Raw genomic sequence first — 26019 nt, 5'->3', positions numbered from 1 at the left:
CGGCACCGAGGACACTCGCGCGGACGGCCGAGCGAGAGGAAATTACGCTCTTCCGCCCGCCGCTTCGCCGGTCTCGAACGACCACATGCGTTCGAGGTTGTAGAAGCTGCGCACTTCGGGCCGGAACAGGTGTACGACGACGTCGCCGGCGTCGATCAGCACCCAGTCGGCGGCCGGAAGGCCTTCGATCCGGACCGGGCCAAAGCCCTTTTCCTTGACCTTTTCGGCGAGCTTCTGGGCCATCGCGGCGACCTGCCGGGTGGAGCGGCCGCTCGCGATCACCATGTGATCGGCGATCGAGCTCTTTCCTTCCAGCGGGATCGAAACGACGTCCTGCGCCTGGTCGTCGTCGAGCTGGGCGAGGACGAGATCGTGAAGATCGGCGTCGTTTATGTCAGTGGCCATCAGCGCGGCCGCCGAGGATGCGTCGGCCGCAGCCGACACGGTCTGTGCCTGAGTCATAGGCGAACATGGGTCTCCAGATTGCGGGAGGTGCGGGCATGAGGGCTTGAACGGCGGGGCCGCGTCTCATGCATCCTCCGTTGGATCGATCCGGCGGAACGTCAGCCGGTCGCGCAGCGGGGTGTCGCTGAAATCGGACGCCCAATCCTCCCGTCCGCGGCGGATCGCCGTGGCCGAACGCTGATCGGGATCGAAACGCAGAAACACCAGTGCCGGTGCGCTCCATCGCCCCCGTTTGCGAAAAGTGGCAGCCGACACCCGATAGCGCCGAAGCCAGGCCATGGCGGGGCTTTTCATGGCAGGCGCGTTATAGCCCGGCCTTGCAATGACCGCAATCGGCATTGTCCGGGCGATGTCGCGCCAGCCCCTCCACAGGTGGAACTGCGCGAGGTTGTCCGCCCCCATGAGCCAAACGAAGCGTCGCCGCGGATAGCGCCTGACGATCCGGCGAAGGGTGTCGAGGGTGTAGCGGGTGCCGAGTTCGCGTTCGATCGCGGTCGGGACGATCGGCGCGCGGCGGCCCTGCGCCCGGGCTGACCGGAGCCGCTTCACCAGCGGGGCCATGTCGTCCCTCGATTTCAGGGGGTTGCCGGGCGAAACCAGCCACCACGTTTCGTACAGGCAAAGCGCATCGATCGCGAAGCGCGTGATCCGTCGATGCCCGCCATGGGCCGGATTGAAGCTGCCGCCCATAAGACCGGTCCGCTGCGCGGCAGCGGGATGGCTCATCGCATCCGAACGCGCCGGGCGATCCGGGAAAGGCGGCGCTGGATGGACGGGCGGCATCGTGGTTCGAGAGGGGCGCACGGCGCAGTTCAACGGGCGTGCGTGCGCTGGAAAGGCTTTTTCATCACGCCCTTCGTAGCAGGCGAACGGCACGCTGTCAGTGTTCTCGGCGTGAATGGGGCGCGTTTCGGCCGTCCGGATGCGCAAGGTCAAGCAGACATTGCCTGACCGATGAGCATGACATGCGCATCCAGCCGAAGGATTTGCGACAACCTTTGCTAGCGAATGTAACGCTTCGTCCCGCTTATGTTTCAATTCGCCCGTTCCGGGGAGCGGGGGATTCGACCCATTAACATCTGCTTGGTAGCGCGGTGACGGGTTTATACAAAGAGTCGGGGTCGCCTTGTCACAACGATCATCCGCAGGCGCGTGGGCCGAAAAGCTGCGCGAGTGGTTCCCGGAGCGTGAATTCTTCATGCGCTCTCAGGGACATGTCCGCTTCATCAAAATCTCGTCGCGTTTGCAGATGACGATGGCGGGCGCGGTGCTCGCGCTCGGAATCGGCTGGGCCGGCTCGTTGGGCGTCATGGCCTGGAGCCAATACCGGGCCGAAGCCGACCTCGCCTCGTTCCAGTCGGAAAAGGCGCGTGTCGCCACCGCCCGCGAACGGATCGAAGCCTATGGCGGCGATCTTGAACGGGTGGTCGACGAACTCAACGAGCGGCAGGAATTCCTCGATTCGATGGCGCAGATGCTGCCCGCCGATATCAAGGACGCGAACGACACCATCACCGATTCCTCCGAGGAAACAGCGAAGACGGTCGAGAAAGTCGGCGCCTTTTTCCCGCAGGCCCGCGGTCTTGCCGAGGTCGAGGCGCGCCAGCTGGCCTTCGTCGAGCGGCTTACCCGCTTCGCCGACTGGCGATCGCAGAAGGCCGAAGCCGCGCTGCGCAAGCTCGACCTCGATCCCGTGGCCGTGGCCCGCAATGCCGAACGCAGCGGCGGCGCGATGGGCGGTCCGCTCGAACTTCTCGCCACATCCGTAGACGGATCGATCGATCCGCGTTTCGAACGGCTCGGCCTCAGCCTCGCTCGGATGGCAACGCTCGAACGCGCGCTTGACGGGATCCCGCAGGTCGTCCCCGCCAGCGTCGACAAGATCACCTCCGGCTTCGGATTTCGCCGCGACCCGTTCACGCGGCGCGGGGCAATGCACTCGGGGATCGATTTCAAGGGCGATTACGGCTCGCCCATTTTCGCCGCCGCGAAAGGCCGGGTCAGCTTCGCCGGTTGGAAACCCGGCTACGGCAAGGTTGTCGAGGTCACCCATGCCAGCGGGCTCATGACGCGCTACGCCCACCTCTCGCGCATCGACGTCAAGCGCGGTGCGAAGGTTGATGCCGGAGCGACGCTCGGCGGGCTCGGCAGCACCGGCCGTTCGACGGGTCCGCACCTGCATTTCGAGGTCCGCCTCAAAAATCGCGCGGTGAATCCGCGCCCCTTCCTGGAGACTGCCCCCGATGTTCTCAAAGAAGCCCGCGGAACAGGCGCGCCCAGCCGCAGCCCCGAAGGCGGCGAGTAGACCGATGGCCGCAGGCAGTTCCACCTTCTCCGTCATCGGCCCCGACGTAACGATCAAGGGCGACATCGCGGCTTCCGCCGATCTGCATGTCGACGGCACGATCGAGGGCGACATCAAGTGCGCCTCGCTGGTGCAGGGTGAGACGAGCGAAGTCCACGGCGCGGTCATCGCCGAAACCGCGCGCCTTGCGGGCCGCGTGGTCGGTTCGATCACAGCGCGCGAACTCGTGATCCTCAGGAGCGCGCGGATCGAAGGCGACGTCCATTACGACGCGCTGACGATCGAGCAGGGCGCCGAGGTCGACGGCCGCTTCGCGCCCAATGCGCAGCGCGGCGCGAAACAGGCCGTTTCCTCTCCGGCCAGGGCCAAGGGCGAGGACGAGACGACGCTTCAGCTTACGAACTGACCCTGCGCAATTCGCCGAAGGCGCCGCGACCCCGGAGGGTACGCGGCGCCTTTGTGCTTCGGGCTAGAGAACCTCGGCGCGCAGGGCCTTGCGGTCGAGCTTGCCGATGATCGTGCGCGGCAATTCGTCACGGATCACGACCCGATCGACCCGCTCATGCTTGCCGACATGGTGGTTGAGCCAGTCCTTCAGCTCCTCCGCACTCGCACCTGCGCCCTCCTTCAGGGTGACGAAAGCGCGCGGGACCTCGCCGAGATAGTCCTCGGGGACTCCGATCACGAGCGCTTCTTTGACCGCGTCGTGCTTGAGAATCGCGTCCTCGACCACGCTCGGGAAGACCTTGAAGCCGCCGACCGCGATCATGTCTTTGATCCGGTCGACGATGGATAGAAAGCCGTCATCGTCCATGATCGCGACGTCGCCGGTGCGAAGGTAGCGCTTGTTCCCGTGGGTGACGAAGGTCTCGGCCTCGGTTTCGGGCCGGTTCCAGTAGCCGCGCATGACCTGCGGACCGTGGATCGCGAGCTCCCCCGGAGCGCCGTCGGGGGCGAGCTGCGCCGGGTCCTCCTTGTCGAGCAGCAGGATCTCGGTTCCCGCCACGAGCTGGCCGATCGTGCCCTTCTTGCGGAAGCCCTCATAAGGATTGACCGAAACGACCCCGGCGCTTTCGGTCAGGCCATAGCCTTCGACGAGGCGCACTCCGGTCGTTTCCTCGAACCGCGTATGGACCGCAGCGGGCATCGGCGCCCCGCCCGAAATGCACACCTTGAGCGAGGAGAGGTCGGTCTTCGCAAGGTCGGGATGGTCTAGCAGGGCCTGGAACATGGTCGGCACGCCGGGAAAGCCGGTGGTGCGGCATTTGCCCATCGTCTTGAGCACCTGTTCCGTCTCGAAGCGCGGGACCATCGCGATCGAGGCGCCGGTCACGACCGCGTGGTTCAAAAGCGCGGTGTTGGCGAAGACATGGAAGAAGGGCAGCGCACCCATGAACACTTCGTCGGAGGCATTGCCGAAGGGATTGATCGCGGCGACCTGCTGGGCGTTGATCGAAAGCTGGTCATGGCCGAGCATCGCGCCCTTGGGCCGCCCGGTCGTCCCGCCGGTATATTGCAGAAGGGCGAGGTCCTCGTGCGGATCGAGCGCAACGGGTTCGAAGCGCGTGTCCGGCGTGCAGTCCTTCCAGCGCCGCACCTTGCCCGACCATTCGATCGACGCGATCTGGCTGCGCTTCAGGAGGCGAAAGGCGATGCCCTTGAGCCGCGGCAGCATGTCGGCGAGCGAGCCGACGATCAGCCTTTCCAGGCCCGAGGCTTCGAGCACGTCGCGCGCAGTGCCGTAAAGTTCGGGCACATCGAGCGTGACCAGAGCGCGCGTCCCCGAATCGTCCACCTGCCAGGCGAGCTCCTCGACCGTGTAGAGCGGGGAAAAATTGACCACGATCGCGCCCGCCATCATCGCCCCGTAATAGGCCGAGGCATAGATCGGCACGTTGGGCAGGAACAGTCCGACGCGGTCGCCGCGTTCGATCCCCATGGCCGCAAGCCCGGCGGCGAAACGCTTCGCTTCGGCCAGGATCGCGCCGTAGGAATAGGTCCGCCCGAGGAAGTGGAGGAAGGGCGCCCCCGGGTCCCGCCCGGCCGTGCGTTCGAGCATTGCCGGGAGGCTCATCGCCTCGAAACGCGTGTCCCAGGGCGTGGGGTGATGGTAAGCAGCGTTATTGACATTCATGTCAGTAGCCATGGCCGATCCCTTCCCGGCGTTCAAGCGCGAGATCACCGCCAATGCGTCGCTTTTGCAAGTTTTTCCCGCTCCCCCGACGACCGGCCGCAGGCCGGACGCAAGACCGTCCGGCAAGCGGGGCCTGCCGGACGGTCGAAAATGCAATTGCGGGACCGGTGAGGTCCCGGATCAGGTCCGGGGATCAGGCGTTATCGCCGTGATCCTCCTCGGTGGTTTCCGGCGCGTTGTCCGGTTCGGCGATGCCTTCGTCCTCGCGCGGGGCGGGCGTGGCAAAGCCGCTTTCGGGATCGAGCATTTCTTCCTCGGCCTCGCGGCGCGCGGCAAGCCAGGCTTCGGCCTCGGCTTCCTGCGCGGCCGCGGCGGCGGCCTTGACGTTGGCTTCGCGTTCGGCGCGCAGCTCCTCGATCAGCCGGTCCTTGTCGCTGCGGGCATCGACGGCTTCGGGCTCGGCTTCCTCGGTCACGCCGGCCCGCTTGGCCGCCTTGGCCACGACCGCGTCGAGTTCGCGCTGCGAACACAGGCCGAGAGTCACCGGATCCTTGGGCTGGATGTTCTGGATGTTCCAGTGCGAGCGGTCGCGGATCGCGCCGATCGTGTTGCGCGTCGTGCCGATCAGCTTGGAAATCTGCGCGTCCGACACTTCCGGATGGTTGCGCAGGATCCAGGCGATGCCATCGGGCTTGTCTTGCCGCTTGGAGACAGGCGTGTAACGCGGGCCCTTGGTGCGGGTGACCTCGACGGGGGCCTTGTGCATCTTCAGTGAGTAGGTCGAATCCTGCTGGCCCTTCTCGATTTCTCCGAGCGTCAGTTCACCGGCATGGACCGGGTCGCGGCCGGTATACTTGCTGCCCGCGAGATCGTCGGCCATCGCCTGCACTTCGAGGATGTGCAGGCCGCAGAATCCGGCGATCTGCTCGAACGACAGGGCGGTGTGATCGACCAGCCACGTCGCGGTTGCGTGCGGCATCAGCGGCTTGGGCTGGTCCTTGGCGGCCTTGGCATTGGCCATGGGAAATCTCCGTTCAAAATAGAAGGGCCGCCCCTCGCGGAGCGGCCGTTGCGCCAGCCGAAATAGGCGATGGAGCGCGAAACGGCAAGGAAAAGGCGGCGCGGCTCTTTGCGCTTTTCGTTCCCGGGCACTCCAGATGGCTCCAAAAAGGGCATCGAACGACGCTGCGGCGCGATCAGGCGGCGATCCCGAATGGCGGCAGCAGGGGGCGCCGGCAAGGGGCCTGTCGCGGCCGACCGCCGATCAGAATTCGAGCACCGGCGCAGTCTGCAGGAGGACGCATTCCTCTTCCTCGAGCGCGACGAGGCCCGAAAGGAACTGCCAGGTCGCCGCTTCCCAGCTGAAGCTCGCGCCGTGGGCGGCGCATGCCCTGCGGTCGCAATAGCGCGCCGCATCGATCGCGCGGGAGAGGTCCTCGCCCATCGCGCCGACCCGTTCGTTGAGAACGTCGAGCGGCCCCGGCACCGGATAGGCCGCGACGGGCGTCCCGCAGGCGAGCGCCTCGATCATGACGAGGCCGAACGTGTCTGTCCGGCTCGGAAAGACGAACACGTCCGCGCCCGCATAACAGCCCGCAAGCTCGCGCCCCATCCGCTTGCCGAGGAACATCGCCTCCGGGAATTTCGCCTCGAGCGCGGCCTTCGCCGGGCCATCGCCGACCACGACCTTCGTGCCGGGATAGTCGCAGGCGAGGAAGGCCTCGATGTTCTTCTCCACCGCGACGCGCCCGACATAGAGCAGGATCGGACCCTTGAGCCCGCAATATTCGGGCGGCGCAGGGGCGTCGGGTGTGAAGCAGTCGAGATCGACCCCGCGGCTCCAGTGGGTGAGGTGGGTAAGACCCTGCTCGCGCAATTGTTCGCGGATCGTCTCGGTCGCGACCATGATGCGCTGGGCCGGGCGGTGAAACCAGCGGATATAGGGCCAGAAGGCGGCCGCGGGCAGGCCAGTGCGGCGCGCGATATAGTCGGGAAACTGGGTGTGATAGGCGGTGGTGAACGGCACCTTGCGCCTCAGGCAATAACGCCGCGCGGCCAGGCCGAGCGGGCCTTCGGTCGCGATATGAACCGCTTCGGGCGCGATCCGGGCGAGCTGGCGACCGACCGATCCGGGCGCGGTGACGGCGAGCCGGATTTCGGGATAGGTCGGCGCGGGGAAGGAGCGATATTGCTCGGGCGAGATCACGGTGACCTCGTGCCCCCAGCCGCGCAGCACCTCGCAGGTGGTCGCAAGCGTGCGCACGACGCCGTTGGTCTGCGGATGCCAGGCGTCGGTGACGATCGCGATCGAGCGCGGGAGGTGACCCCGCTCCCGCGTTGCGCCCGGGCGGTCCCCGGAGAAAACGCGGGACAGCCGGTTCATGCGGCTTCCCGCGCCGGATCGAGCAGGTCCGCACGGGCAGGTTCGCAGCCGGGTTCGGCGGTCTCGCTTGCCGCGCGGCGCTTCATTTCGTCGGGCCAGTGGAGGATTTCCATGCTTCCGTCCTCGTGCTCGACCAGCGCGTTGCAGCCTTCGACCCAGTCGCCGTCGTTCCAGTATTCGATTTCGCGACCGTTGTGGATGAACGTGCGAAACTCTGCGGTGTGGATGTGACCGCACACGACACCGTCGACGCCCCGCTCGCCCGCCGCCCGCGCGACGACTTCCTCGTACTTGCCGATGAATTCGACCGCGTTCTTGACCTTGTGCTTGGCTGCCTTGGACAGCGACCAGTAGGGCTTGCCCAAAGCCTTGCGCACGCCATTGACCGCAACATTGAGCTTCATGACGGTAGTGTAGGCCCAGTCCCCGACGAATGCGAGCCAGCGATGCGAGAGCATGACCGCGTCGAATTCGTCGCCGTGCAGCACCATCAGACGACGCCCGTCGGCGGTGCCGTGAAAGGCGGCGCGGCGAATCTCGATCCCGCCGAAATTCAGCCCGGTGAACTGGCGGAACATCTCGTCATGATTGCCGGGGATGTAGATGATCCGCGTGCCGCGCTTGGCGCGCTTGAGCAGCCGCCAGACGATGTCGTTGTGCGCGGCGGGCCAGTAGAACTTCTTCTTCAGCCGCCAGCCGTCGATGATGTCGCCGACGAGATACATCACCTCGCTGTCGACCGAATCGAGGAAGTCGATCAGCATTTCGGCATTGCAGCCCTTGGTCCCGAGATGGACGTCGCTGATCCAGATGGTGCGGTACTTGCGGCGTTCGCGGCCTTCGGGCTCGGGGATCTTCGGACCCGCCAGCGGGAGGCTCGCCACATTGCCGAGGGGGCCCAGCGCCTCGCTCGCGCCTTCGGGCAGGTCGGACAGCATAAAGTCGGTCATATTAATTCCCCGAACTTCTTCTCTTCCCCCCGTGCCTTGGCACCCCTTTGTTACATGCGATTCACATGCGCGTTACGGTTTTGCGTAAATCCACAGCTTCGTGACGACTGTGTTGCGCCAGTCATCGCAGCCGCAACGGCCGGACTGGACGCGTTCTGTGACAGAAGTGTGATCCCGGAAAGGGCGGAAAGGGCGGAAAGGGCGGGCGCGCCGGCCTTCAGCAGCCGCTTCAGGAGGCGCCCGCAACCTCGAGGACGATCTTGCCGACATGTTCGCCCGCTTCCATCCGGGCATGCGCGGCAGCCGCTTCGGCGAGGGGGAAGGTCTTGTCCATCACCGGCGCGATCTCGCCTCTGGCGAAGAGCGGCCAGGCATCGGCTGCGATCTCGTCGGCGAGCGCGGCCTTGAACGCGTCCGAACGAGGGCGCAGGGTCGATCCGGTGAGGCAATAGCGCCGCATCATCACCACCGCCATGTTGAGCTCGGCCCTGGCCCCGCCCAGCACCGCGATGGTCACGTGCCGCCCGTCCTCGGCGAGGCATTTGAGATTACGCGGCACGTAATCGCCCGAAACCATGTCGAGCACGACGTTGACGCCCTCTCCGCCGGTATGCGCCTTGACCGCCTCGACGAAATCCTCCTCGCGGTAGTTGATGGCGAGATCCGCGCCGATCTCGCGCGCGGCGGCGCATTTCGTCTCGCTTCCGCAGGTGACGATCATCTCCATCCCGAACGCCTTGCCGAGCAGGATTGCCATGGTCCCGATGCCCGACGTCCCGCCATGGACCAGCACACGCTCGCCGTCGCGGGCCATGCCGCGCTCGAACAGGTTGTGCCACACGGTGAAGAGCGTTTCGGGCAACGCGGCGGCGGTCTTGATGTCCATGCCTTCGGGCACCGGCAGGCAGTGGTTCCAGGGCGCGGTGCAATATTCGCCATAGCCCCCGCCCGGGGTCAGCGCCGCGACGGGCTGGCCGAGCATGGTGTCGGGGACTTCGGCGCCGACGGCGACGATTTCGCCCGCGACCTCGAGCCCGAGGATCGGCGATGCGCCCGGCGGCGGCGGATAGGCGCCCGCGCGCTGGAGGCAATCGGGCCGGTTGACCCCGGCATAGGCGACCCGGATCAGCACGTCCGCAGGGCCAGGTTCGGGGACCGCGACTTCGCCGATGGCGAGCACGTCGGGCGCTCCCGGTTGCTCGAACCCGATCGCCTGCATCGTCGCCGGTATGCCTGCCGCCATTTCCGCCTGCCCCTGTTGCGCCAAAACCCCGCCCTGAAAGTGGCTAGGCGCATAACGTTCGTGTCCATTGACAGCAAGCGGTCTTGCTTGCGATGCTCCCAGTAATGGATGACGAAGATCGCCCCCGCCCGATGGGAGATGCAGCGAGTCGCCTCGCCGCAGAGGATCTTGCACCCTATTCCCAGGCTGAACTCGGCGAACGGATCGCGCTGCTCGAGGCCGAAATCGCACGCGTCCGGGCGCATCGGGACAAGACGGCAGACCACATGGCCGCCGCCAATGCCCTGTTCAGCAAGCCGGGATCATGATGGCCTCGGAAACCTTCCCGGCCATGCCCTTTCACAGCGTGGATTCGCAATACGGCCAAGCCGTACCATATACGAAAAGAGGCTCGCAGGAGCCCGACCGCCCGCTCCCTCTCCCGGAGTCCACCACAGCCCGCTGACAGAGATCCTCCATGCCCAGTTTTGCCCAGAACCTCGAAAGAACCCTGCACAACGCGCTCGGCAATGCGTCCGAACGGCGTCACGAATATGCGACGCTCGAGCACCTGCTGCTCGCGCTGATCGATGACGAGGACGCGGCGCAGGTCATGGCCGCCTGCGGAGTCGATCTCGCGGAACTCGGCGATGTCGTGAAGCAGTATCTCGATCAGGAATACCAATCGCTCAAGACCGAGGAAGGCAGCGACCCGCAGCCGACCGCCGGGTTCCAGCGGGTGATCCAGCGCGCGATCTTGCACGTCCAGTCCTCGGGCAAGGACACGGTGACGGGTGCGAACGTGCTGGTGGCGCTGTTTTCCGAACGCGATTCCTACGCGGTCTATTTCCTGCAGCAGCAGGACATGAGCCGGCTGGATGCGGTGAGCTATATCAGCCACGGCATCGGCAAGGGCGGGCGCCAGATCGAATCCAAGTCGCCGCAGGGCTCCGAAGATGGCGAGGCCGCTGCCGAAACCGCCAAGGAAAGCGGCAACAAGAAGGAAACCGCGCTCGACCAGTTCACGGTCAATCTCAACGCCAAGGCGGAGGCCGGCAAGGTCGATCCGCTGATCGGCCGCGGGCCCGAAGTCGACCGCACGGTCCAGATCCTGTGCCGCCGTTCGAAGAACAATCCGCTCTATGTCGGCGATCCGGGGGTCGGCAAGACCGCCATCGCCGAAGGCCTCGCGCGTAAGATCGTCGAAGGCGACGTGCCCGAAGTGCTGTCGGAAGCGGTCATCTACTCGCTCGACATGGGCGCGCTGCTTGCAGGCACGCGCTATCGCGGCGATTTCGAGGAACGTCTCAAGCAGGTCGTCTCCGAACTCGAGGGAATGCCGCACGCGGTGCTGTTCATCGACGAGATCCACACCGTGATCGGCGCGGGCGCGACCAGCGGCGGGGCGATGGACGCCTCGAACCTCTTGAAGCCGGCCCTGTCGGGCGGGACGATCCGCTGCATCGGATCGACCACCTACAAGGAATTCCGCAACCATTTCGAAAAGGACCGCGCTCTCCTGCGCCGGTTCCAGAAGATCGACGTCAACGAACCGACGATCGAGGACACGGTCAAGATCCTCAAGGGCCTGCGCACCGCCTTCGAGGAACACCACAACGTCAAGTACACGCCCGACGCGCTCAAGACCGCGGTCGAGCTGTCGGCGCGCTACATCAATGACCGCAAGCTGCCCGACAAGGCGATCGACGTGATCGACGAGGTCGGCGCGATGCAGATGCTGGTGCCGCCGAGCCGCCGCAAGAAGAAGATCACCGGCAAGGAGATCGAGCAGGTCATCGCGACCATGGCGCGCATCCCGCCGAAATCGGTCAGCGCAGACGACAAGAAGGCGCTGGAAAACCTCGAACGCGATCTGAAGCATGTCGTGTTCGGCCAGGACGACGCGATCGTGCGCCTGTCGACCGCGATGAAGCTGTCGCGCGCGGGCCTTCGCGATCCGGACAAGCCGATCGGCTCGTTCCTGTTCTCCGGCCCGACCGGCGTCGGCAAGACCGAGGTCGCGCGTCAGCTCGCCAGCATCATGGGGATCGAATTGAAGCGCTTCGACATGTCCGAATACATGGAGCGTCACAGCGTTTCCCGCCTGATCGGCGCGCCTCCGGGCTATGTCGGCTACGACCAGGGCGGCCTGCTTACCGATGCGGTCGACCAGAACCCGCATTGCGTGCTGCTGCTCGACGAAATCGAGAAGGCGCACCCGGACCTGTTCAACATCCTGCTGCAGGTGATGGACAATGGCCGCCTCACCGACCACCACGGCAAGACGGTCGATTTCCGCAATGTCGTCCTCATCATGACGACCAATGCGGGCGCGGCCGACATGGCGCGGCAGGGGATCGGCTTCGGCGACGTGTCCAAGCAGGATGCCGGCGACGAGGCGGTGAAGAAGATGTTCACGCCGGAATTCCGCAACCGCCTCGATGCGATCGTGCCCTTCGCCTATCTCGGCAGAAGCACCGTCGCGCGGGTCGTGGACAAGTTCATCCTCGAGCTCGAATTGCAGCTCGCCGAACAGAACGTCCACATCCAGTTCGACAGCGATGCGCGCGCATGGCTCGCCGACAAGGGCTATGACAAGCTCTACGGCGCAAGGCCGATGGGCCGCCTGATCCAGGAACGGATCAAGCAGCCGCTGGCCGAGGAATTGCTGTTCGGCAAGCTGTCGGATGGCGGCGAGGTCCATGTCAGCATCAAGGACGGCAAGCCGAGCTTCGAGCTGACCCCGTCCCCGCCCAAGACGACCAAGCGCAAGGCACCGGCAAAGAAAAAACTGGCGGCAAAGAAGGCGGCTCCGAAAAAGGATGCCGATCCCAAGCCCGAAGCATCGGGCAGCGACGCCGACAACTGAGCCATAGCGCTGGCATTCGCGACAAAATTGTGATTGGTCGGTCCCCGTAGCTGCAAGGCACCAGAAACGGGGACCGATCATGATCGCACGCTTTTTCCTTACCGCCGCCTGTCTCGCGCTGGCGAGCGGGCCGCTCGCTGCGCAGGATGGCGCGGACACCTCCACCGAAGCGCCGGAGACCAAGTTCACCGGCGAGGACCTGTTCGGCCTCAGCGTCGCCTCCGATCCGCAGATCAGCCCGGACGGGTCCAGGATCGCCTATGTCCGGCGCACCAACGACATCATGACCGACAAGGCGGTCTCCTCGATCTGGCTCATCGACGTGAGCACCGGCGCGGAAACCCCGCTCGTTACCGGCGAAGGCTCGCACGGATCGCCGCGCTGGTCGCCCGACGGAACCCGGCTTGCCTATATCTCGACCGAGAGCGGCGGGGGTGCCGAACTGCACGTGCACTGGATGGCGACCGGGCAGAGCGCCAACATCACCGCTCTTGCCGAAGGGCCGAGCGGGCTTGCCTGGTCGCCCGATGGCACCTCCATCGCCTACACCGCCCGCGTTCCCGGCAAGGGGCTGACGCTGGGCAAGCCGCCCGCCAAGCCCGAAGGCGCCGAATGGGGCAAGCCGCTGCAGATCATCGACCGCGTGACCTATCGCCGCGACGGCGGCACCTACGTGAAGCCGGGCACCCGCCAGCTTTTCCTCGTCAGCGCGACCGGAGGCGCGCCGCGCCAGCTGACCTTCGGCGAATATGACAATGGCGGCGCGGTCGAATGGGCGCCCGATGGCAAGGCGCTGTATTACACCGCCAACCGCCGCGAAAACTGGGAGCTCGATGAGGTCGAATCCGAAGTCTACCGGCTCGACATCGCCAGCGGCGCGATCACCGCGCTGACCGATCGCGACGGTCCGGACGGTAGTCCGCAGGTTTCGCCCGATGGCCGCATGATCGCCTATCTCGGCTATGACGATGTCGGCAATGCCTACGATCAGGCCCAGCTTTACGTGATGAACGCGGACGGCAGCGGCAAGCGGCTTGTCACCGGGGATTTCCCCGCCAGCCCGGATGCGATGGAATGGACCGGTGCCGGTCTGTTCGTAAGCTATGAGGCCGATGGCGAGCACCGCGTTGCCAAGATCGCGCTGAACGGCCGCAAGCAGGAACTCGCGCCCAGGCTCGGCAGCACCTACTACGCCCTGCCCTATACGGGCGGCGAATGGTCGGTGAGCAAGGATGGGACGATCGCCTTCACCACGGCCAGCGCGCTCGCCCCGCCCGACATAGGCGTCACCACCCGTGCCGGAACGCGCACGCTGACCGCGCTCAACGCGATGCACCTTGCCGGCAAGGAACTGGGCCAGACCATCGAACTCGACGTGACCGCGCCCGACGGGGTGAAGATCCCGGCCTGGATCATGCTGCCGCCCGGTTACAAGGCGGGTGACAAAGTGCCGACGATCCTCGAAATGCACGGCGGCCCCTACGCCGCCTATGGCCCTGAATTCTCGGCCGATTACCAACTTTATGGCGCGGCAGGTTATGCGGTGGTCTTTTCCAATCCGGGCGGTTCGACCGGCTATGGCGAGGAATTTGCCGACCGGATCGAGGACAATTACCCGATCAGCAATCACGCCGAACTGATGGCTGTGGTCGATGCCGCGATCGCGAAAGGCTATGCCGACCCGGACAACCTGTTCGTCACCGGCGGATCGGGCGGAGGCATCCTTACGGCGTGGCTGGTGGGCAAGACCGACCGTTTCAAGGCGGCGGCCTCTCACAAGCCCGTCATCAACTGGGTCAGCCAGGCGCTGGTCGCCGACGGCATCCCCTATTTCGGGCCGTACTGGCTGGGCGGTCTGCCCTGGGATCGTCCGATGCATTACTGGGAGCGCGGGCCGTTGGCGAACATGAACAACGTGAAGACGCCAACCCTGGTCCTGGTGGGGGCAGACGACTACCGCACACCCCGCAGCGAGGCGGAACAGTTCTACGCCGCGCTCAAGCTGATGGGGGTGGACACCGCTCTCGTCGTGACGCCGGATTCGAGCCACAACAACCTCTCCCAGACGCCGAGCCAGCAGGCCGCGCGCACGGCTAGCGTCATTGCGTGGTTCGACAAGTACCGCGAAGGGGCGAAGGGCGAGGAATAGGGAACGCCGCCCCCGCCCGTGCTTTGAAACAGGCGTGAGCGCGCCCTTTTCCTGGATCAGGCCCGAACCGTGGGGCGTCCATGTCGTGCCCGCGGATTGCTGGGTCGATCCGGGGCGGGCGGTGGACCGCGCGCTCGTCACCCACGGCCACGCCGACCACGCCCGCGGCGGGCATGGCGAAACCATCGCCACGCCCGAAACGCTTGCCATAATGGCGCTGCGGTATCGCACCGGCATCGAGGAGGGATCGGGCGAGATGCCTTCGAAGGCGACTCCGGTCGCCTATGGTGAGACGATCCGCCTGCCGGGCGGCGTCGATGCGACCTTCGTGCCCGCCGGCCACGTGCTGGGCAGCGCGCAGGTCCTGCTCGAACATGCGGGCGAGCGGGTCGTCATCACCGGCGATTACAAACGCCGCGCCGACCCGACCTGCGCGCCGTTCGAAGTGGTTGCGTGCGACATCTTCATCACCGAGGCGACCTTTGGGCTGCCGATCTTCACCCATCCCCCGATCGAGCAGGAGATGGCCAAGTTGCTCGCCGCGCTGCGCGGCAATCGCGATGGCTGCGTGCTGGTCGGCGCCTATGCGCTGGGCAAAGCGCAGCGGGTGATCGCCGAACTGCGCGCGGCCGGCCACCAAGATCCGATCTATCTCCACGGGGCGATGGAGAAGATGTGCCGGCTTTACGAGGAGCACGGCGTTCCGCTCGGCGAACTGCGGCTTGTGAGCGATCACACCAAGGAGGAGATGCGCGGCTCGATCGTCGTCGCCCCGCCCTCCGCGCTAAACGACCGATGGTCGCGTCGTCTGCCCAATGCCATCACCGCCATGGCATCAGGCTGGATGCGGGTGCGCCAGCGCGCCCGCCAGCGCAATGTCGAACTGCCTCTTGTGATCTCCGATCACGCCGACTGGAATGAACTCACCGCCACGATCGAGGAGGTCGACCCCGCCGAGACATGGATCACCCATGGCCGCGAGGAGGCATTGTTGCGCTGGTGCGAACTGGGCCAGCGGCGGGCCCGCGCTCTGGCGCTGGTGGGGCGCGAGGATGAGGACGAGTGATGCAGGCCTTCGCGCAGCTTCTCGACACGCTCGTCTACACGACCAGCCGCAATCGCAAGCTTGCGCTGATCGCCGATTACCTGCGCGAAACACCCGATCCCGACCGCGGCTGGGCACTGGCGGCGCTGACGGGGGAGCTCGACTTTCCGGCGGTCAAGTCCTCGACCGTGCGCAACCTCATGAAGGAGCGGGTCGATCCCGTCCTGTGGACGCTGGCGCGCGATTTCGTCGGCGACACGGCCGAAACGGCCAGCCTGATGTGGCCCGAGGCCCAGGGGGCCGCGCCCGCGCCGGATGCGGAGCTGACGGTGGGCAAGGTGGTCGACACCCTTTCGGCCCTCACCCGCACCACCGCGCCGCGCGAATTGCCCCGCCTGCTCGACCGGCTCGACGTGAATGGCCGCTTCGCGCTGATAAAGCTCGCGACCGGCGGCATGCGGATCGGCATTTCGGCGCGGCTTGCGAAAACCGCCTTCGCGCAGGCTTTCGACGTGGCCGTGGAGGAGGTGGAGGAATATTGGCACGCCCTTTCCCCGCCCTATGCCGAGCTGTTCGACTGGGCGGCCGAAGGCGGCAATCCGCCCGATGTCGCGAACCTGCCGCGCTTTCGCCCCTTCATGCTCGCCCACCCGCTCGAAGACGGGCAGGTCGACCTCGCCGATTACGCCGCCGAGTGGAAATGGGACGGTATCCGGGTCCAGCTGGTGCGGGTGACGAAGGACGGCATTCCGGCGACCCGGCTCTATTCGCGCAGCGGCGACGACATTTCGGCCAGTTTCCCGGAAATGCTGGACGCGCTTCCAGTGGACGCGGTGCTCGACGGGGAATTGCTGGTGCAGGGCGACACGCAGGGCGGGGCCGAGGGCGGCGCGGCGAGTTTCAACGCGCTCCAGCAAAGGCTCGGGCGCAAGACCGTGTCGAAGAAAATGCTTGCCGAAGCGCCCGCTTTCGTGCGGCTTTACGATGCGCTGCTGATCGACGGGCGCGATCTGCGCGAACTGCCCTGGAGCGAACGGCGCGCCCGGCTCGAAGGGCTGATGGAGCGCCTCCGGCCCGAACGTTTCGACCTGTCGCAGATCGTCGAGGCGCGCGATTTCGGTCACCTTGCCGAAATGCGCGAAACGGCGCGCGAGGAAGCGATCGAGGGGCTGATGCTGAAACGCCGGGACAGCCCCTATCTCGCCGGGCGCAAGGTCGGGCTGTGGTACAAGTGGAAGCGCGACCCGCTGCTGATCGACTGCGTGCTGATGTATGCCCAGCGCGGCAGCGGCAAGCGGTCGAGTTTCTATTCGGATTACACGTTCGGCTGCTGGGATGGCGATCCCGATGCGGGCGCCGAACTGCTGCCGGTGGGCAAGGCCTATTCGGGCTTCACCGATGCGGAACTGAAGAAGCTCGACCGGCACGTGCGCCAGAACACGGTCAATCGCTTCGGCCCGGTGCGCGAAACCGATCGCAGCCTCGTGTTCGAGGTCGCTTTCGACAGCGTCCATTCCTCGAAGCGGCACAAGTCCGGGCTCGCCATGCGTTTCCCCCGCATCCACCGAATTCGCTGGGACAAGCCGGCCCACGAGGCCGACCGGATCGAAGCCCTGCGCGCATTGATCCGCGACTAACCTATATCAAGCCATTGTAATCGCTGTTTTTTATTTCGCCATCCCGTCGCGGCTCGCGCACGGTCCGGCGTGGATTCGGAACGGGCCTTACCCGCCTCCCATTGAATCCGTGAAAGCGAAAACGGAGGACGATCAATGAAACTCAAGACACTTATCGCAGCAGGCCTCGCCACCACCGCGCTCGGCGCCGCGCCGGCACTGGGTCAGAGCACGATGGAGGAGGCACATGACCGCTACCAGCAGGCGATGAACGAGACCGTCAGCGCCGAACGGATGATGAGCGGCGATGTGACCAATGGCTTCAACCAGCTGGGCGACGTGCGCAATCTCGTGCTCGACCAGACCGGCCAGCGGATCGAATACATTCTCTACGACGTGCCCTATCCTTCCTCGTTCTACGGTGAGGACGACGGTTTCGTGCGGTGGGACAATGTCGCGATCGAGCGCGGCGGCTTTGACGGGCTCGACCTCAGGATCGACGACGATGCCGAGGACTATCGCAAGGAACAGCTGACGCTTACCAAGGCCGAGGCCGATGGTCGGCTGGTCGACAACATCGTCGGCGCGGACATGATGTTCGCCGACCGCGAAATGCGCGAGATCGAGGACATCCTGTTCGATCCCGAAACCGGCATGATCACGCATTACGTGGTCGAATTCGACGAAGACAGCCTGTTCGACGAAGACACGCGGCTCGTTCCGGCCTCGATGGCCGGCCTCGACGAAAGCGGCGACTACTGGATGGTCTCGCAGCCCACGACCTACGAATACCAGGTCTGGATCTACTGATCCGGCGAACGACCGGCAGCGAAAAGCCGGGAAGGGACGCGTTCAGCCGAGCGCGTCCCTTACTGCGTCGGCGTGATGTTTCGCGTTCTCGGCATAATGCGCAACGCCCATCTTCATGCCGGCGATGGCGGCGTCGGACAGTTCCTTCAGCTTCTTGGCCGGGCGCCCGGCCCACAATTCGCGTTCACCCATGACCTTGCGCTCGGTCAGCATCGCGCCCGCCGCCAGCATCGCGTCCGATCCGATCACCGCCTTGTTCATAGCGATCGCGCCAAGCCCGACGAAACCGCGGTCGTGGATGATGCAGCCATGCACCATCGCCATGTGGCCGATCAGCACGTCGTCGCCGATGACGAGAGGGGAGCCTTCCGGATCGTCGGGGCGCGGCGGGTCGCAATGCAGCACGCTGCCGTCCTGCACATTGGTCCGTTCGCCGATACGGATCGTGAAGACGTCCGCGCGCACCACGCAATTGTACCAGATAGAGGAGCCCGCCCCGATCTCGACATCGCCGATGATCGTCGAGCCCGGCGCGATGAAGGCGGTTTCGTGGATTCTCGGCGTCTTGCCATGGATCGGCACGAAATGGGCGCCGGGATAGCGGGCGGAAAGGTCGTCGGTCATGTCGATGCTCCGAGCAGCCGGGCTGCATGTGGGGCGTGGTAGGTCAGGACGCCGCTGCATCCGGCGCGCTTGAAGGCGAGCAGCTTTTCCATCAGCAGCGCGTCGCGGCTGCCCGCCCCGACGCTCTCGGCCGCCTCGATCATCGCATATTCGCCGGACACCTGGTAGGCGAATACCGGTACGCGGAATTCCTGCTTCACGCGGTAGATGATGTCGAGATAGGCAAGGCCCGGCTTCACCATCACGCTGTCGGCGCCCTCGGCGAGGTCGAATTCGACTTCGCGCAGCGCCTCGTCGCCATTGGCGGGGTCCATCTGGTAGCTCTTCTTGTCGCCTTTCAAAAGCCCGCCCGATCCGACCGCGTCGCGGAACGGGCCGTAGAAGGCGCTCGCATACTTGGCCGCATAGCTCATGATCTGGACATTGTGATGCTCGCCCATTTCGAGCGCGCGGCGGATCGCACCGATGCGCCCGTCCATCATGTCCGACGGCGCGATGATGTCGGCCCCGGCTTCGGCCTGGTTGATCGCCTGGTCGACCAGCACCGCGACCGTATCGTCATTGGTGACATAACCGCGCGCGTCGATCAGCCCGTCCTGCCCGTGGCTCGTATAGGGGTCGAGCGCGACATCGGTCAGCACGCCGATATCATCTCCGCACGCATCCTTGATCGCCCGGATCGCGCGGCACATCAGGTTGTCGGGATTGTGCGCTTCCTCGCCCTCGTCGCTGCGCTTGTCCGGCGGGGTGTTGGGAAACAGCGCAACGACCGGAATGCCGAGCTTCACCGCTTCCTTCGCGCGCTCGGCGATGAGATCGACCGACCAGCGCGATACGCCCGGCAGGGTCGCGACCGGTTCCTCCACCCCTTTTCCCGAAGTGACGAAGAGCGGCCAGATGAGGTCGGCCGGCGTGACCAGCGTTTCGCGGTGGAGCGTGCGGCTCCAGGCGGAAGCCCGCGTGCGGCGCAGGCGGGTGTTGGGATAATGTCCACTCATGGAGCGCCGTGTTGCCGCAAAGAACGGCGACGCGCAATCGTGCGGGTGGAGCCTTCCCTCAGTTCATCCCCGTCAGTTCATGCGGCGCGCGAGGTCGATCTTCTCGATCTCGCGTTCAGGTTCGTCGACTTCGCTCGGCAGGGGTTCGAGATCGGCCAGCGCGGCGCCGACTTCGACCTGTTTCAGCTCGATCAGGCGGCGCCGGAAATCGATCAGCTCGGTGCCCGAAAGCTGCGCACGCGAGACGAAGGACACGCTTTCCGGATTGATCGAGCGCCCGCCGCGATACATCTCGTAATGAAGGTGCGGGCCGGTCGACAGCCCGGTCGAGCCGACATAGCCGATGATCTGCCCGCGCTCGACCCGCTGGCCGCGGCTCACCGCCATCCGGCTCATGTGGCAATAGCGCGTCGAAAGCCCTTCGCCGTGATCGATCCGGACCGCGATCCCGCAGCCGCCCGCCCTGCCCGCCGAGGTCACGCGGCCATCGGTCACCGCCGCGATCGGCGTTCCGTGGCGGGCGCGAAAATCGAGCCCGGCATGCATCCGCCGATAGCCGAGGATCGGGTGGCGCCGCATGCCATAGCGCGAGGAAACCGGCCCCGGCACCGGTTGCACCAGCCCGCGGCGCTGTTCGCCCACGCCCGAGGCTTCGTAGAACTGCCCGTCCTCGCCCCAGCGCATCAGCTGGGTCTTTGCCTCACCGCCGCGGTCGATACCGGCATAGAGCAATTGCCCCGCCTGCCGCTCGCCCGTGGCGGCCCTGCGATAGGCGAGGATGATGTCGAATTCGTCGGAGCCGCGCACCTCGCGGTCCATGTCGATCTGATTGTCGAGCGCGCGCAGATATTCCTGCACGGCGCCTGCCGGCACGCCCGCGGCGCGCATCGAACGGTAGAGGCTCTGCCCGACCTTGCCGCGCACGCGCAGCGGCGTGTCGTCGACCCGGATGAAATTGCGCTGGAGCGCGAGCGGCGCAGCGACGCCCTCGCCCGCGCGCGCGATTTCAAGTTCGAGATCGAAGCGCGCCCGGAAGGACAGTGCATCGAGCGGGCGCGGCTCGCCCGGGGCCGGGCGGCGACCGAGGACGATGTCTATCTGCGTACCGGGCTTGAGTTCGGTATGCGGCATCGCATCGCCCACCAGCGCCGCGACGCGCGAAATGTCCCCGCTCGCGAGGCCCGCGCGGCGCAGCATGCTGGGGAAGCTGTCGCCCGGGGCAAGCGTCGCGATCAATTCAACCTGCGGGCGCTCGGGCGCGCTCTTCAAGGGGATCACCCGCGCGCTCGGCCCCATGCTGCGCCCGCTATCGGCGCCCAGAGCCAGCGGCAGGATTATTCCCCTGCGCATCTCGTCGCGGATCACGGGACTTTCCGGCATGGAAGCGCGCGCTTCGAGCGGGGTGAAATCGGGCCAGAAGGCGAAAGCCGCCGCCCCCAGCGCGATCATCGTGCCGAGACCGCGGAACCAGCGGCGGCTGCCGACATTCTCGGCCAGGTCAGGGGCGAGATCGATCCGGGCGAACCATTCGCCGACCGACAGTTTCCATTCGTCATAACGATCGCCGAAGCCGCGCATGCGGGTGACGACCTGGCGGCGGGCCTTCTGCTGCTGCGTGGGCGGGGCGCTTTCCTTGCCCCTGCGCAGATAGCCGATGAGATTGCCGGCTTCATTAGCGCGCGGATCGCGGGGATCGGGGACGCTGGACCCGTTATCCGGCCATCCTTCCCCCGACCAGCCGTTCCCATCGATGTCGCGAGCGTGGTCCAAGGATCTCTTCCGGTTGCGAAGTCGTCGCGTCGGCCCAGCGGCCGCGCCGACAGGGCGCGCGTCTCGAGCGCGCCTTTCTTGGCTGCATTCCCTGCCCGATCAAAGTAAATACCGCCTTAACCAGCGACCAGCCGAGTCTGGGCCGCGACAAGTGGTTGCAGGCACCCGACCACCCGCGCGCCACGGAAGGTTGCCCCCTCCCGCCAAGCCTGACACAAAGCTTCCCGTGACCTTTCCTGCAAACGCAAGCGAACGGGGCGACCGGAGGCGCGCCGGTGACAGTGCGGGTCAGGTGCGCGCCGTGCTCGGCCCGACCAATACCGGCAAGACCCATCTCGCGATCGAGCGGATGTGCGGTCACTCCTCCGGCATGATGGGCTTTCCGCTGCGCCTGCTCGCGCGGGAGGTTTATGACCGGGTGCGGGCGATCAAGGGCGACGACGCGGTCGCGCTGATCACGGGCGAGGAGCGGATCGAGCCTCCCAATGCGCGCTATTTCCTGTGCACGGCCGAGGCAATGGACCGGCGGGGCAGCGGCGCCAATGGGCCGCACGCCTTCGTCGCGGTGGACGAGGCGCAATTGGGTGCGGACCCGGAACGCGGGCATATCTTCACCGACCGCCTGCTGAATGCGCGTGGGCGCGACGAAACGATGATCCTGGGCTCGGCCACGCTCGAGCCGATGATCCGCAAGCTGATCCCGCGCGCCGAACTGGTCGAGCGGCCGCGTTTCTCCACGCTCACCCATGCCGGTTCGGCCAAGCTTTCGCGCCTGCCCCCGAGGAGCGCCGTGGTCGCGTTTTCGGTCGAGCAGGTCTATGCCATGGCCGAGGCGCTGCGGCGTTTTCGCGGCGGCGCGGCAGTCGTCATGGGAGCGCTCAGCCCCGAGACGCGCAATCGCCAGGTCGAATTGTTCCAGAACGGCGAGGTCAATTACATCGTCGCGACCGACGCGATCGGGATGGGATTGAACCTCGACCTCGACCATGTCGCCTTCGCTGCGCTGACCAAGTTCGACGGGCGGCGCAAAAGGCGGCTCACCCCGGCGGAAATGGCGCAGATCGCGGGGCGCGCCGGGCGGCACCAGCGCGACGGCAGTTTCGGCACGCTGACGGGCGGAGGATCGCGAACCGGCGCGCCGCTCGAATTCACCGAGGAAGAGATCTTCGCGATCGAGGAGCATCGTTTCGCTCCGCTTACCCACCTGTTCTGGCGCGAGGCCGAACCACGCTTCGACACTCTCGCCACTCTGATCGGCGATCTAGAAGCGAAGCCCGAACACGAAGCGCTCAAACCCGCACCGCAGGCGATCGACCTCGCGGTGCTCAAGCGGCTCGCCGAGGAACCCATCGCCGATACGGTGCGCGGGTCCGGTTCGGTGCGGCGTTTCTGGGAGGCCTGCTCGCTGCCCGATTTCCGCTCGGTCGGGGTGGACAGCCATGCCCGCTTCGTCGCGCGGCTGTGGGAGGACCTGAGAGGAGGCTATCTCGGTGCCGATTTCGTCGCTGCGCGTATTGCCGAGCTTGACCGGGTGCAGGGCGACATCGACACGCTGCAGGGACGGATCGCGGCGATTCGCAGCTGGGCCTATATCTGCCAGCGGCCCGACTGGGTGCTCGCCCGCGACGAGATGGCGGCCCGTGCACGGGCCGTGGAGGCGAAGCTGTCGGATGCGCTCCATGCGCGGCTCACCGAACGCTTCGTGAACCGGAGGACGACGATCTTGATGAAATCGCTGGGACAGGATGCGAGCGCCCTGCCCGTCTCGCTCGAACCCGATGGCCGCGTCACGGTCGAGGGCGAGCCGATCGGGCGGCTGGAAGGATTCCGCTTCGGCGTCGATCCCGACGCGACGCTGGCGGATCGCAAGATGCTGCTCGCCGCGGGCGAACGGGCGCTGCCGGCGATCCTTACGCAGCGCGCGGACAACCTGCTGGGCGAAAGGCTAGGGGAGCTGGAGATCGCCGCGGGCGCGATCATGTGGCAGGGCCGCGAACTCGCGAAAATCGTCATGCCCCCCGATTTCGGCGAAGCCCGGCTTGAATTCGCGCGCGAGGTGACGATGCTGCCCGATGCGGCGCGCGCCAGGTTGGAGGCGGGGCTTTCGGCTTGGCTGGCCGCGCAGCTCGAACCGCTCGCACCCCTGCGCAAGCTGGCCGAGGCCGCGCGCGATCCCGGGGCCGGGTCAGAGGCGCGCGCGCTGCTGATCACGCTGATCGATGCAGGCGGGGTCGTGAGCCGCGAGAAGGCCGGTCTCGAACACCTGCCCAAGGAAATGCGGCCCTTCCTGCGCAAGCTCGGCGTTACCTTCGGCGCGCTCGACATCTTTGCCGCAGCCCTGCTCAAGCCCGCGCCGAGACGGCTGCTCCACGCGCTCGCGCTCGACCGGCGGCCATTGCAGGAGGCGATGCTGCCGGTCCTTGCCGAACAGGAGCGCCTGCCCGCCGGGTACCGCCCGGCAGGGACGCAGGCGATCCGGGTCGATCTTGCCGAGAAGATCCTGCGCGCCGCCTTCGACAAGCGCGCTAAGGCAGGCGAGCGCGTCACGAAAGGCGAAGGTCCCCAACCGCGCAAGGCGAAAGCCGGGGCGCGCTTCCGGCTCGACCTGTCGCTGCCCATCTCGATCGGGCTCGAGGAGGACAATGCCCGCCGCCTGCTCGGCAGCGCGGGCTTCCGCTATCACCGCGCGCGCGACCTCGCAGAGGGCGCCCTCGGTCCGCCTGCGCCCGACAGCTGGACCTGGCGCCCGCGCCGCGCCGGTTCAAGCGGAGGAGACGCAAGGCATGGCCGCGAGGACAGGGGGCGCGCCCGGTCCGAAAAGCCGCGCGGCGCCAGAAAGGGTCCGCCGCGCAAGGGACCTCCGTCCGGCGACAGGCGGCCGCGGCCGCCGAAACCCGACACCAGCCCGGCGCGCAGCGGCGGGGCTTTCGACGGTCTCGCCGAATTGCTGGGCAAGAAGGCGGGCGAATGACCCGGTTCGCGAAATAGGGGCGCCGCAGATGGGCGAATGCGAAGGCGGGACCATGCGGCTTGACCGTCTGCTCGTCTATCTGCGCTTCGCCCGCACACGTTCGGCGGCCCGCGCCCTGATCGAAAGTCGCGCTTTGCGCCGGAACAGGAAACATGTGCGGCGCGCTAGCGAGAATGTCGCTATCGGCGATGTCCTTACCCTGCCGGTAGGGGGCGATGTGCGGGTGGTGGAGGTGCTCTCCCTGCCTGAAAGGCGCGCGTCGCCCGCTCTTGCCAAGTCTCATTATCGCGAGCTTGACCCTCGCGGCGAAATCGCCATAGCACGCGGTCAAGCAGAACCTGATGGATTGAAGGCCCGCCAATGACTTACGTCGTCACCGAAGATTGCATCAAATGCAAGTACACCGACTGCGTCGAAGTGTGTCCGGTCGATTGCTTCTATGAAGGCGAAAACATGCTGGTCATCAATCCCAGCGAATGCATCGATTGCGGCGTTTGCGAGCCCGAATGCCCTGCCGAAGCGATCCTGCCAGACACCGAGGACGGGCTGGAAAAGTGGCTCGAGCTCAACACCAAATATTCCGCCGAGTGGCCGAACATCACGAGCCAGAAGGAACCGCCCGAGGACGCCGACGACCACAAGGGCGAGACCGGCAAGTTCGAGAAGTATTTCAGCGCGGATCCCGGCGAGGGCGACTGATCGGATCTCGCGGCGGTCCGGCGTCGCCGACGGGCGCTGCGGAACACCGGGGCCGGCCCCCGGTTGATTGGGCATGCGTCCGATCATCGCCTCGCTCAAGGCCGGCTGGAGCCGCGCCAATGCGGAAAACGCGCCCCTGCTCGCAGCGGGGATCGCCTATTACGCCTTCCTCTCCTTCGTCCCGCTACTGGCCGCGATCGTGCTGGCCTACGGGTTGATCGTCGATCCCGATACGGTGGCGGGCCACGCCGCCTCGCTCGCGGAGAAACTGCCGGCTTCCTCGGCCGATCTCGTCACCAACCAGCTTGAAAGCATTGCCGACCGGCGCAGCGGGACTTCGGGTTTCGGGTTCCTTGTCGCGCTCGCCCTTGCGCTGTTCGGCTCGCGGCTCGCGGCGGGGGCGGTCATCACCGCCTTCGATGTCGCTTTCGGAGCCGATGAGAAGCGTGGGCTGATCCGGGCGAACCTGCTCGCGCTGGCGATTACCGCAGGGGCGATGCTCGCTTTCGGGATCGTGGCTGCTGCGACGACGGTGGTATCGGTTTTCCTGGCCGATACCGGGGGTCGCTTTGCGACATACGCGCTTGTTGGCCTTGTCGGGATCGGCGGAGCGGTGCTGGCCTATCGCATCGTCCCCAACACGCAGGGCCGGGTTTCCTACGGCGCGGCCTTGCGCGGCGCGGTGCTGTTCGCTCTGGGCTGGATGGCGGCTAGCGCCGGCTTCGGTTTCTATGTTTCCAATTTCGGGAACTACAACGCGACCTATGGCTCGCTCGGCGCGGTGGTGGTGTTCCTGACCTGGCTTTTCATCAGCGCGCTGCTGCTGCTCGTGGGCGCATTCATCGCCGAGGCAAGCGCGGTTTCGGCGAGCGGGGCAAGGGCCGAACCGGAAAGCTGAAACCGACAGGCGAAAGCGAATCGCCAAGCATCGGGACTCGCAATTTTGTTGCGAACATGTTATAGAATGGTCCAACCCCGTCGGTCGGTCCCGGCGGCGGCGCCAAGAAAA

At 66.1% G+C, this 26019-nt stretch carries 22 protein-coding genes; 12 read left to right on the top strand and 10 right to left on the bottom strand.

Annotated features, from left to right (window positions below; genetic code table 11):
• Positions 1-42 precede the first annotated feature (42 nt).
• Both rsfS and Ga0102493_RS00230 read right to left on the bottom strand, forming a co-directional pair.
• A complete protein-coding gene (gene rsfS, locus Ga0102493_RS00235) occupies positions 43-405 on the bottom strand; it encodes a ribosome silencing factor (RefSeq protein ID WP_236922254.1) in 363 nt (120 codons plus the stop codon).
• Positions 406-528: 123 nt separating this feature from the next.
• Positions 529-1191 carry a nicotinate-nucleotide adenylyltransferase gene (locus tag Ga0102493_RS00230; RefSeq protein ID WP_034902786.1) on the bottom strand — a complete coding sequence of 221 codons (663 nt, stop codon included), beginning with the start codon at positions 1189-1191 and terminating at the stop codon, positions 529-531.
• A gap of 400 nt (positions 1192-1591) precedes the next feature.
• Here Ga0102493_RS00230 and Ga0102493_RS00225 point away from each other — a divergent pair, with 400 nt between their 5' ends.
• Both Ga0102493_RS00225 and Ga0102493_RS00220 read left to right on the top strand, forming a co-directional pair.
• Entirely contained in the window at positions 1592-2770 is a 1179-nt protein-coding gene (locus Ga0102493_RS00225) for a M23 family metallopeptidase (protein WP_330658656.1), read from the top strand.
• A gap of 4 nt (positions 2771-2774) precedes the next feature.
• Positions 2775-3176: a bactofilin family protein gene (locus tag Ga0102493_RS00220; protein ID WP_034902780.1), complete on the top strand. Its 402-nt coding sequence runs from the start codon at positions 2775-2777 to the stop codon at positions 3174-3176.
• 63 nt (positions 3177-3239) lie between these two features.
• On the opposite strand, the gene Ga0102493_RS00215 is transcribed toward Ga0102493_RS00220, so the two are convergent.
• The 5 genes from Ga0102493_RS00215 to Ga0102493_RS00195 all read right to left on the bottom strand — a co-directional run bounded on the left by Ga0102493_RS00215 (position 3240) and on the right by Ga0102493_RS00195 (position 9480).
• Complete coding sequence (locus Ga0102493_RS00215; RefSeq protein WP_335660486.1) at positions 3240-4916, bottom strand: long-chain-fatty-acid--CoA ligase; 1677 nt, start codon at positions 4914-4916, stop codon at positions 3240-3242.
• Positions 4917-5097: 181 nt separating this feature from the next.
• Positions 5098-5925, bottom strand: a complete 828-nt coding sequence (locus tag Ga0102493_RS00210; RefSeq protein ID WP_034902774.1) for a DUF1013 domain-containing protein — start codon at positions 5923-5925, stop codon at positions 5098-5100.
• Positions 5926-6168: 243 nt separating this feature from the next.
• Complete coding sequence (locus tag Ga0102493_RS00205) at positions 6169-7287, bottom strand: glycosyltransferase family 4 protein (RefSeq protein ID WP_081845593.1); 1119 nt, start codon at positions 7285-7287, stop codon at positions 6169-6171.
• Entirely contained in the window at positions 7284-8237 is a 954-nt protein-coding gene (locus Ga0102493_RS00200) for a UDP-2,3-diacylglucosamine diphosphatase (protein WP_081845592.1), read from the bottom strand. The genes Ga0102493_RS00205 and Ga0102493_RS00200 overlap by 4 nt, the downstream gene beginning before the upstream one ends.
• Before the next feature lie 229 nt (positions 8238-8466).
• Complete coding sequence (locus tag Ga0102493_RS00195; RefSeq protein ID WP_034902771.1) at positions 8467-9480, bottom strand: NAD(P)H-quinone oxidoreductase; 1014 nt, start codon at positions 9478-9480, stop codon at positions 8467-8469.
• Between the two features lie 104 nt (positions 9481-9584).
• Here Ga0102493_RS00195 and Ga0102493_RS00190 point away from each other — a divergent pair, with 104 nt between their 5' ends.
• The 6 genes from Ga0102493_RS00190 to Ga0102493_RS00165 all read left to right on the top strand — a co-directional run bounded on the left by Ga0102493_RS00190 (position 9585) and on the right by Ga0102493_RS00165 (position 17948).
• Complete coding sequence (locus Ga0102493_RS00190) at positions 9585-9788, top strand: DUF1192 domain-containing protein (protein WP_034902768.1); 204 nt, start codon at positions 9585-9587, stop codon at positions 9786-9788.
• Positions 9789-9937: 149 nt separating this feature from the next.
• Positions 9938-12328: an ATP-dependent Clp protease ATP-binding subunit ClpA gene (clpA, locus tag Ga0102493_RS00185; RefSeq protein ID WP_034902765.1), complete on the top strand. Its 2391-nt coding sequence runs from the start codon at positions 9938-9940 to the stop codon at positions 12326-12328.
• Between the two features lie 79 nt (positions 12329-12407).
• Entirely contained in the window at positions 12408-14477 is a 2070-nt protein-coding gene (locus Ga0102493_RS00180; RefSeq protein ID WP_034902763.1) for an alpha/beta hydrolase family protein, read from the top strand.
• Between the two features lie 34 nt (positions 14478-14511).
• Positions 14512-15543: a ligase-associated DNA damage response exonuclease gene (locus Ga0102493_RS00175; protein WP_034902758.1), complete on the top strand. Its 1032-nt coding sequence runs from the start codon at positions 14512-14514 to the stop codon at positions 15541-15543.
• A complete protein-coding gene (locus Ga0102493_RS00170) occupies positions 15543-17159 on the top strand; it encodes a cisplatin damage response ATP-dependent DNA ligase (RefSeq protein ID WP_034902755.1) in 1617 nt (538 codons plus the stop codon). The genes Ga0102493_RS00175 and Ga0102493_RS00170 overlap by 1 nt, the downstream gene beginning before the upstream one ends.
• Before the next feature lie 135 nt (positions 17160-17294).
• A complete protein-coding gene (locus Ga0102493_RS00165) occupies positions 17295-17948 on the top strand; it encodes a hypothetical protein (protein ID WP_034902752.1) in 654 nt (217 codons plus the stop codon).
• Positions 17949-17990: 42 nt separating this feature from the next.
• Here the strand turns inward: Ga0102493_RS00165 and Ga0102493_RS00160 are convergent, their stop codons facing one another.
• The 3 genes from Ga0102493_RS00160 to Ga0102493_RS00150 all read right to left on the bottom strand — a co-directional run bounded on the left by Ga0102493_RS00160 (position 17991) and on the right by Ga0102493_RS00150 (position 21340).
• Positions 17991-18572, bottom strand: coding sequence for a gamma carbonic anhydrase family protein (locus Ga0102493_RS00160; protein ID WP_034902749.1), 582 nt, complete (start codon positions 18570-18572; stop codon positions 17991-17993).
• The gene (gene hemB, locus Ga0102493_RS00155; protein ID WP_034902746.1) at positions 18569-19570 is read right to left on the bottom strand and encodes a porphobilinogen synthase; all 1002 of its coding nucleotides are present in this window, start codon (positions 19568-19570) and stop codon (positions 18569-18571) included. The genes Ga0102493_RS00160 and hemB overlap by 4 nt, the downstream gene beginning before the upstream one ends.
• 72 nt (positions 19571-19642) lie before the next feature.
• The gene (locus tag Ga0102493_RS00150) at positions 19643-21340 is read right to left on the bottom strand and encodes a M23 family metallopeptidase (RefSeq protein ID WP_034902744.1); all 1698 of its coding nucleotides are present in this window, start codon (positions 21338-21340) and stop codon (positions 19643-19645) included.
• Positions 21341-21566: 226 nt separating this feature from the next.
• Between Ga0102493_RS00150 and Ga0102493_RS00145 the strand changes: the two genes are divergently transcribed.
• The 4 genes from Ga0102493_RS00145 (at position 21567) to Ga0102493_RS00130 (ending at position 25908) form a co-directional block, all read left to right on the top strand.
• Positions 21567-24311 (top strand): helicase-related protein, encoded by a 2745-nt coding sequence (locus Ga0102493_RS00145; RefSeq protein WP_418251647.1) that lies wholly within the window; start codon positions 21567-21569, stop codon positions 24309-24311.
• Positions 24312-24339: 28 nt separating this feature from the next.
• The gene (locus tag Ga0102493_RS00140; protein WP_236922253.1) at positions 24340-24675 is read left to right on the top strand and encodes a S4 domain-containing protein; all 336 of its coding nucleotides are present in this window, start codon (positions 24340-24342) and stop codon (positions 24673-24675) included.
• On the top strand, positions 24672-25010 hold the full coding sequence (fdxA, locus tag Ga0102493_RS00135; protein WP_034902741.1) for a ferredoxin FdxA: 339 nt from the start codon (positions 24672-24674) through the stop codon (positions 25008-25010). The genes Ga0102493_RS00140 and fdxA overlap by 4 nt, the downstream gene beginning before the upstream one ends.
• Positions 25011-25083: 73 nt before the next feature.
• A complete protein-coding gene (locus tag Ga0102493_RS00130; protein WP_051697832.1) occupies positions 25084-25908 on the top strand; it encodes a YihY/virulence factor BrkB family protein in 825 nt (274 codons plus the stop codon).
• Positions 25909-26019: the final 111 nt, after the last annotated feature.

Origin of the sequence: Erythrobacter litoralis (assembly GCF_001719165.1) — a bacterium.
Lineage (GTDB): Bacteria > Pseudomonadota > Alphaproteobacteria > Sphingomonadales > Sphingomonadaceae > Erythrobacter > Erythrobacter litoralis.
Note: the sequence above shows the minus strand (reverse complement) of the source record. Positions and strands in the feature narration are given on the sequence as shown.

Coding starts and splice junctions, on each gene's coding strand:
- rsfS (WP_236922254.1), bottom strand. CDS start 405: ATGGCCACTGACATAAACGACGCCGATCTTCACGATCTCGTCCTCGCC.
- Ga0102493_RS00230 (WP_034902786.1), bottom strand. CDS start 1,191: ATGAGCCATCCCGCTGCCGCGCAGCGGACCGGTCTTATGGGCGGCAGC.
- Ga0102493_RS00220 (WP_034902780.1), top strand. CDS start 2,775: ATGGCCGCAGGCAGTTCCACCTTCTCCGTCATCGGCCCCGACGTAACG.
- Ga0102493_RS00215 (WP_335660486.1), bottom strand. CDS start 4,916: ATGGCTACTGACATGAATGTCAATAACGCTGCTTACCATCACCCCACG.
- Ga0102493_RS00210 (WP_034902774.1), bottom strand. CDS start 5,925: ATGGCCAATGCCAAGGCCGCCAAGGACCAGCCCAAGCCGCTGATGCCG.
- Ga0102493_RS00205 (WP_081845593.1), bottom strand. CDS start 7,287: ATGAACCGGCTGTCCCGCGTTTTCTCCGGGGACCGCCCGGGCGCAACG.
- Ga0102493_RS00200 (WP_081845592.1), bottom strand. CDS start 8,237: ATGACCGACTTTATGCTGTCCGACCTGCCCGAAGGCGCGAGCGAGGCG.
- Ga0102493_RS00195 (WP_034902771.1), bottom strand. CDS start 9,480: ATGGCGGCAGGCATACCGGCGACGATGCAGGCGATCGGGTTCGAGCAA.
- Ga0102493_RS00190 (WP_034902768.1), top strand. CDS start 9,585: ATGGATGACGAAGATCGCCCCCGCCCGATGGGAGATGCAGCGAGTCGC.
- clpA (WP_034902765.1), top strand. CDS start 9,938: ATGCCCAGTTTTGCCCAGAACCTCGAAAGAACCCTGCACAACGCGCTC.
- Ga0102493_RS00180 (WP_034902763.1), top strand. CDS start 12,408: ATGATCGCACGCTTTTTCCTTACCGCCGCCTGTCTCGCGCTGGCGAGC.
- Ga0102493_RS00170 (WP_034902755.1), top strand. CDS start 15,543: ATGCAGGCCTTCGCGCAGCTTCTCGACACGCTCGTCTACACGACCAGC.
- Ga0102493_RS00165 (WP_034902752.1), top strand. CDS start 17,295: ATGAAACTCAAGACACTTATCGCAGCAGGCCTCGCCACCACCGCGCTC.
- Ga0102493_RS00160 (WP_034902749.1), bottom strand. CDS start 18,572: ATGACCGACGACCTTTCCGCCCGCTATCCCGGCGCCCATTTCGTGCCG.
- hemB (WP_034902746.1), bottom strand. CDS start 19,570: ATGAGTGGACATTATCCCAACACCCGCCTGCGCCGCACGCGGGCTTCC.
- Ga0102493_RS00140 (WP_236922253.1), top strand. CDS start 24,340: ATGGGCGAATGCGAAGGCGGGACCATGCGGCTTGACCGTCTGCTCGTC.
- fdxA (WP_034902741.1), top strand. CDS start 24,672: ATGACTTACGTCGTCACCGAAGATTGCATCAAATGCAAGTACACCGAC.
- Ga0102493_RS00130 (WP_051697832.1), top strand. CDS start 25,084: ATGCGTCCGATCATCGCCTCGCTCAAGGCCGGCTGGAGCCGCGCCAAT.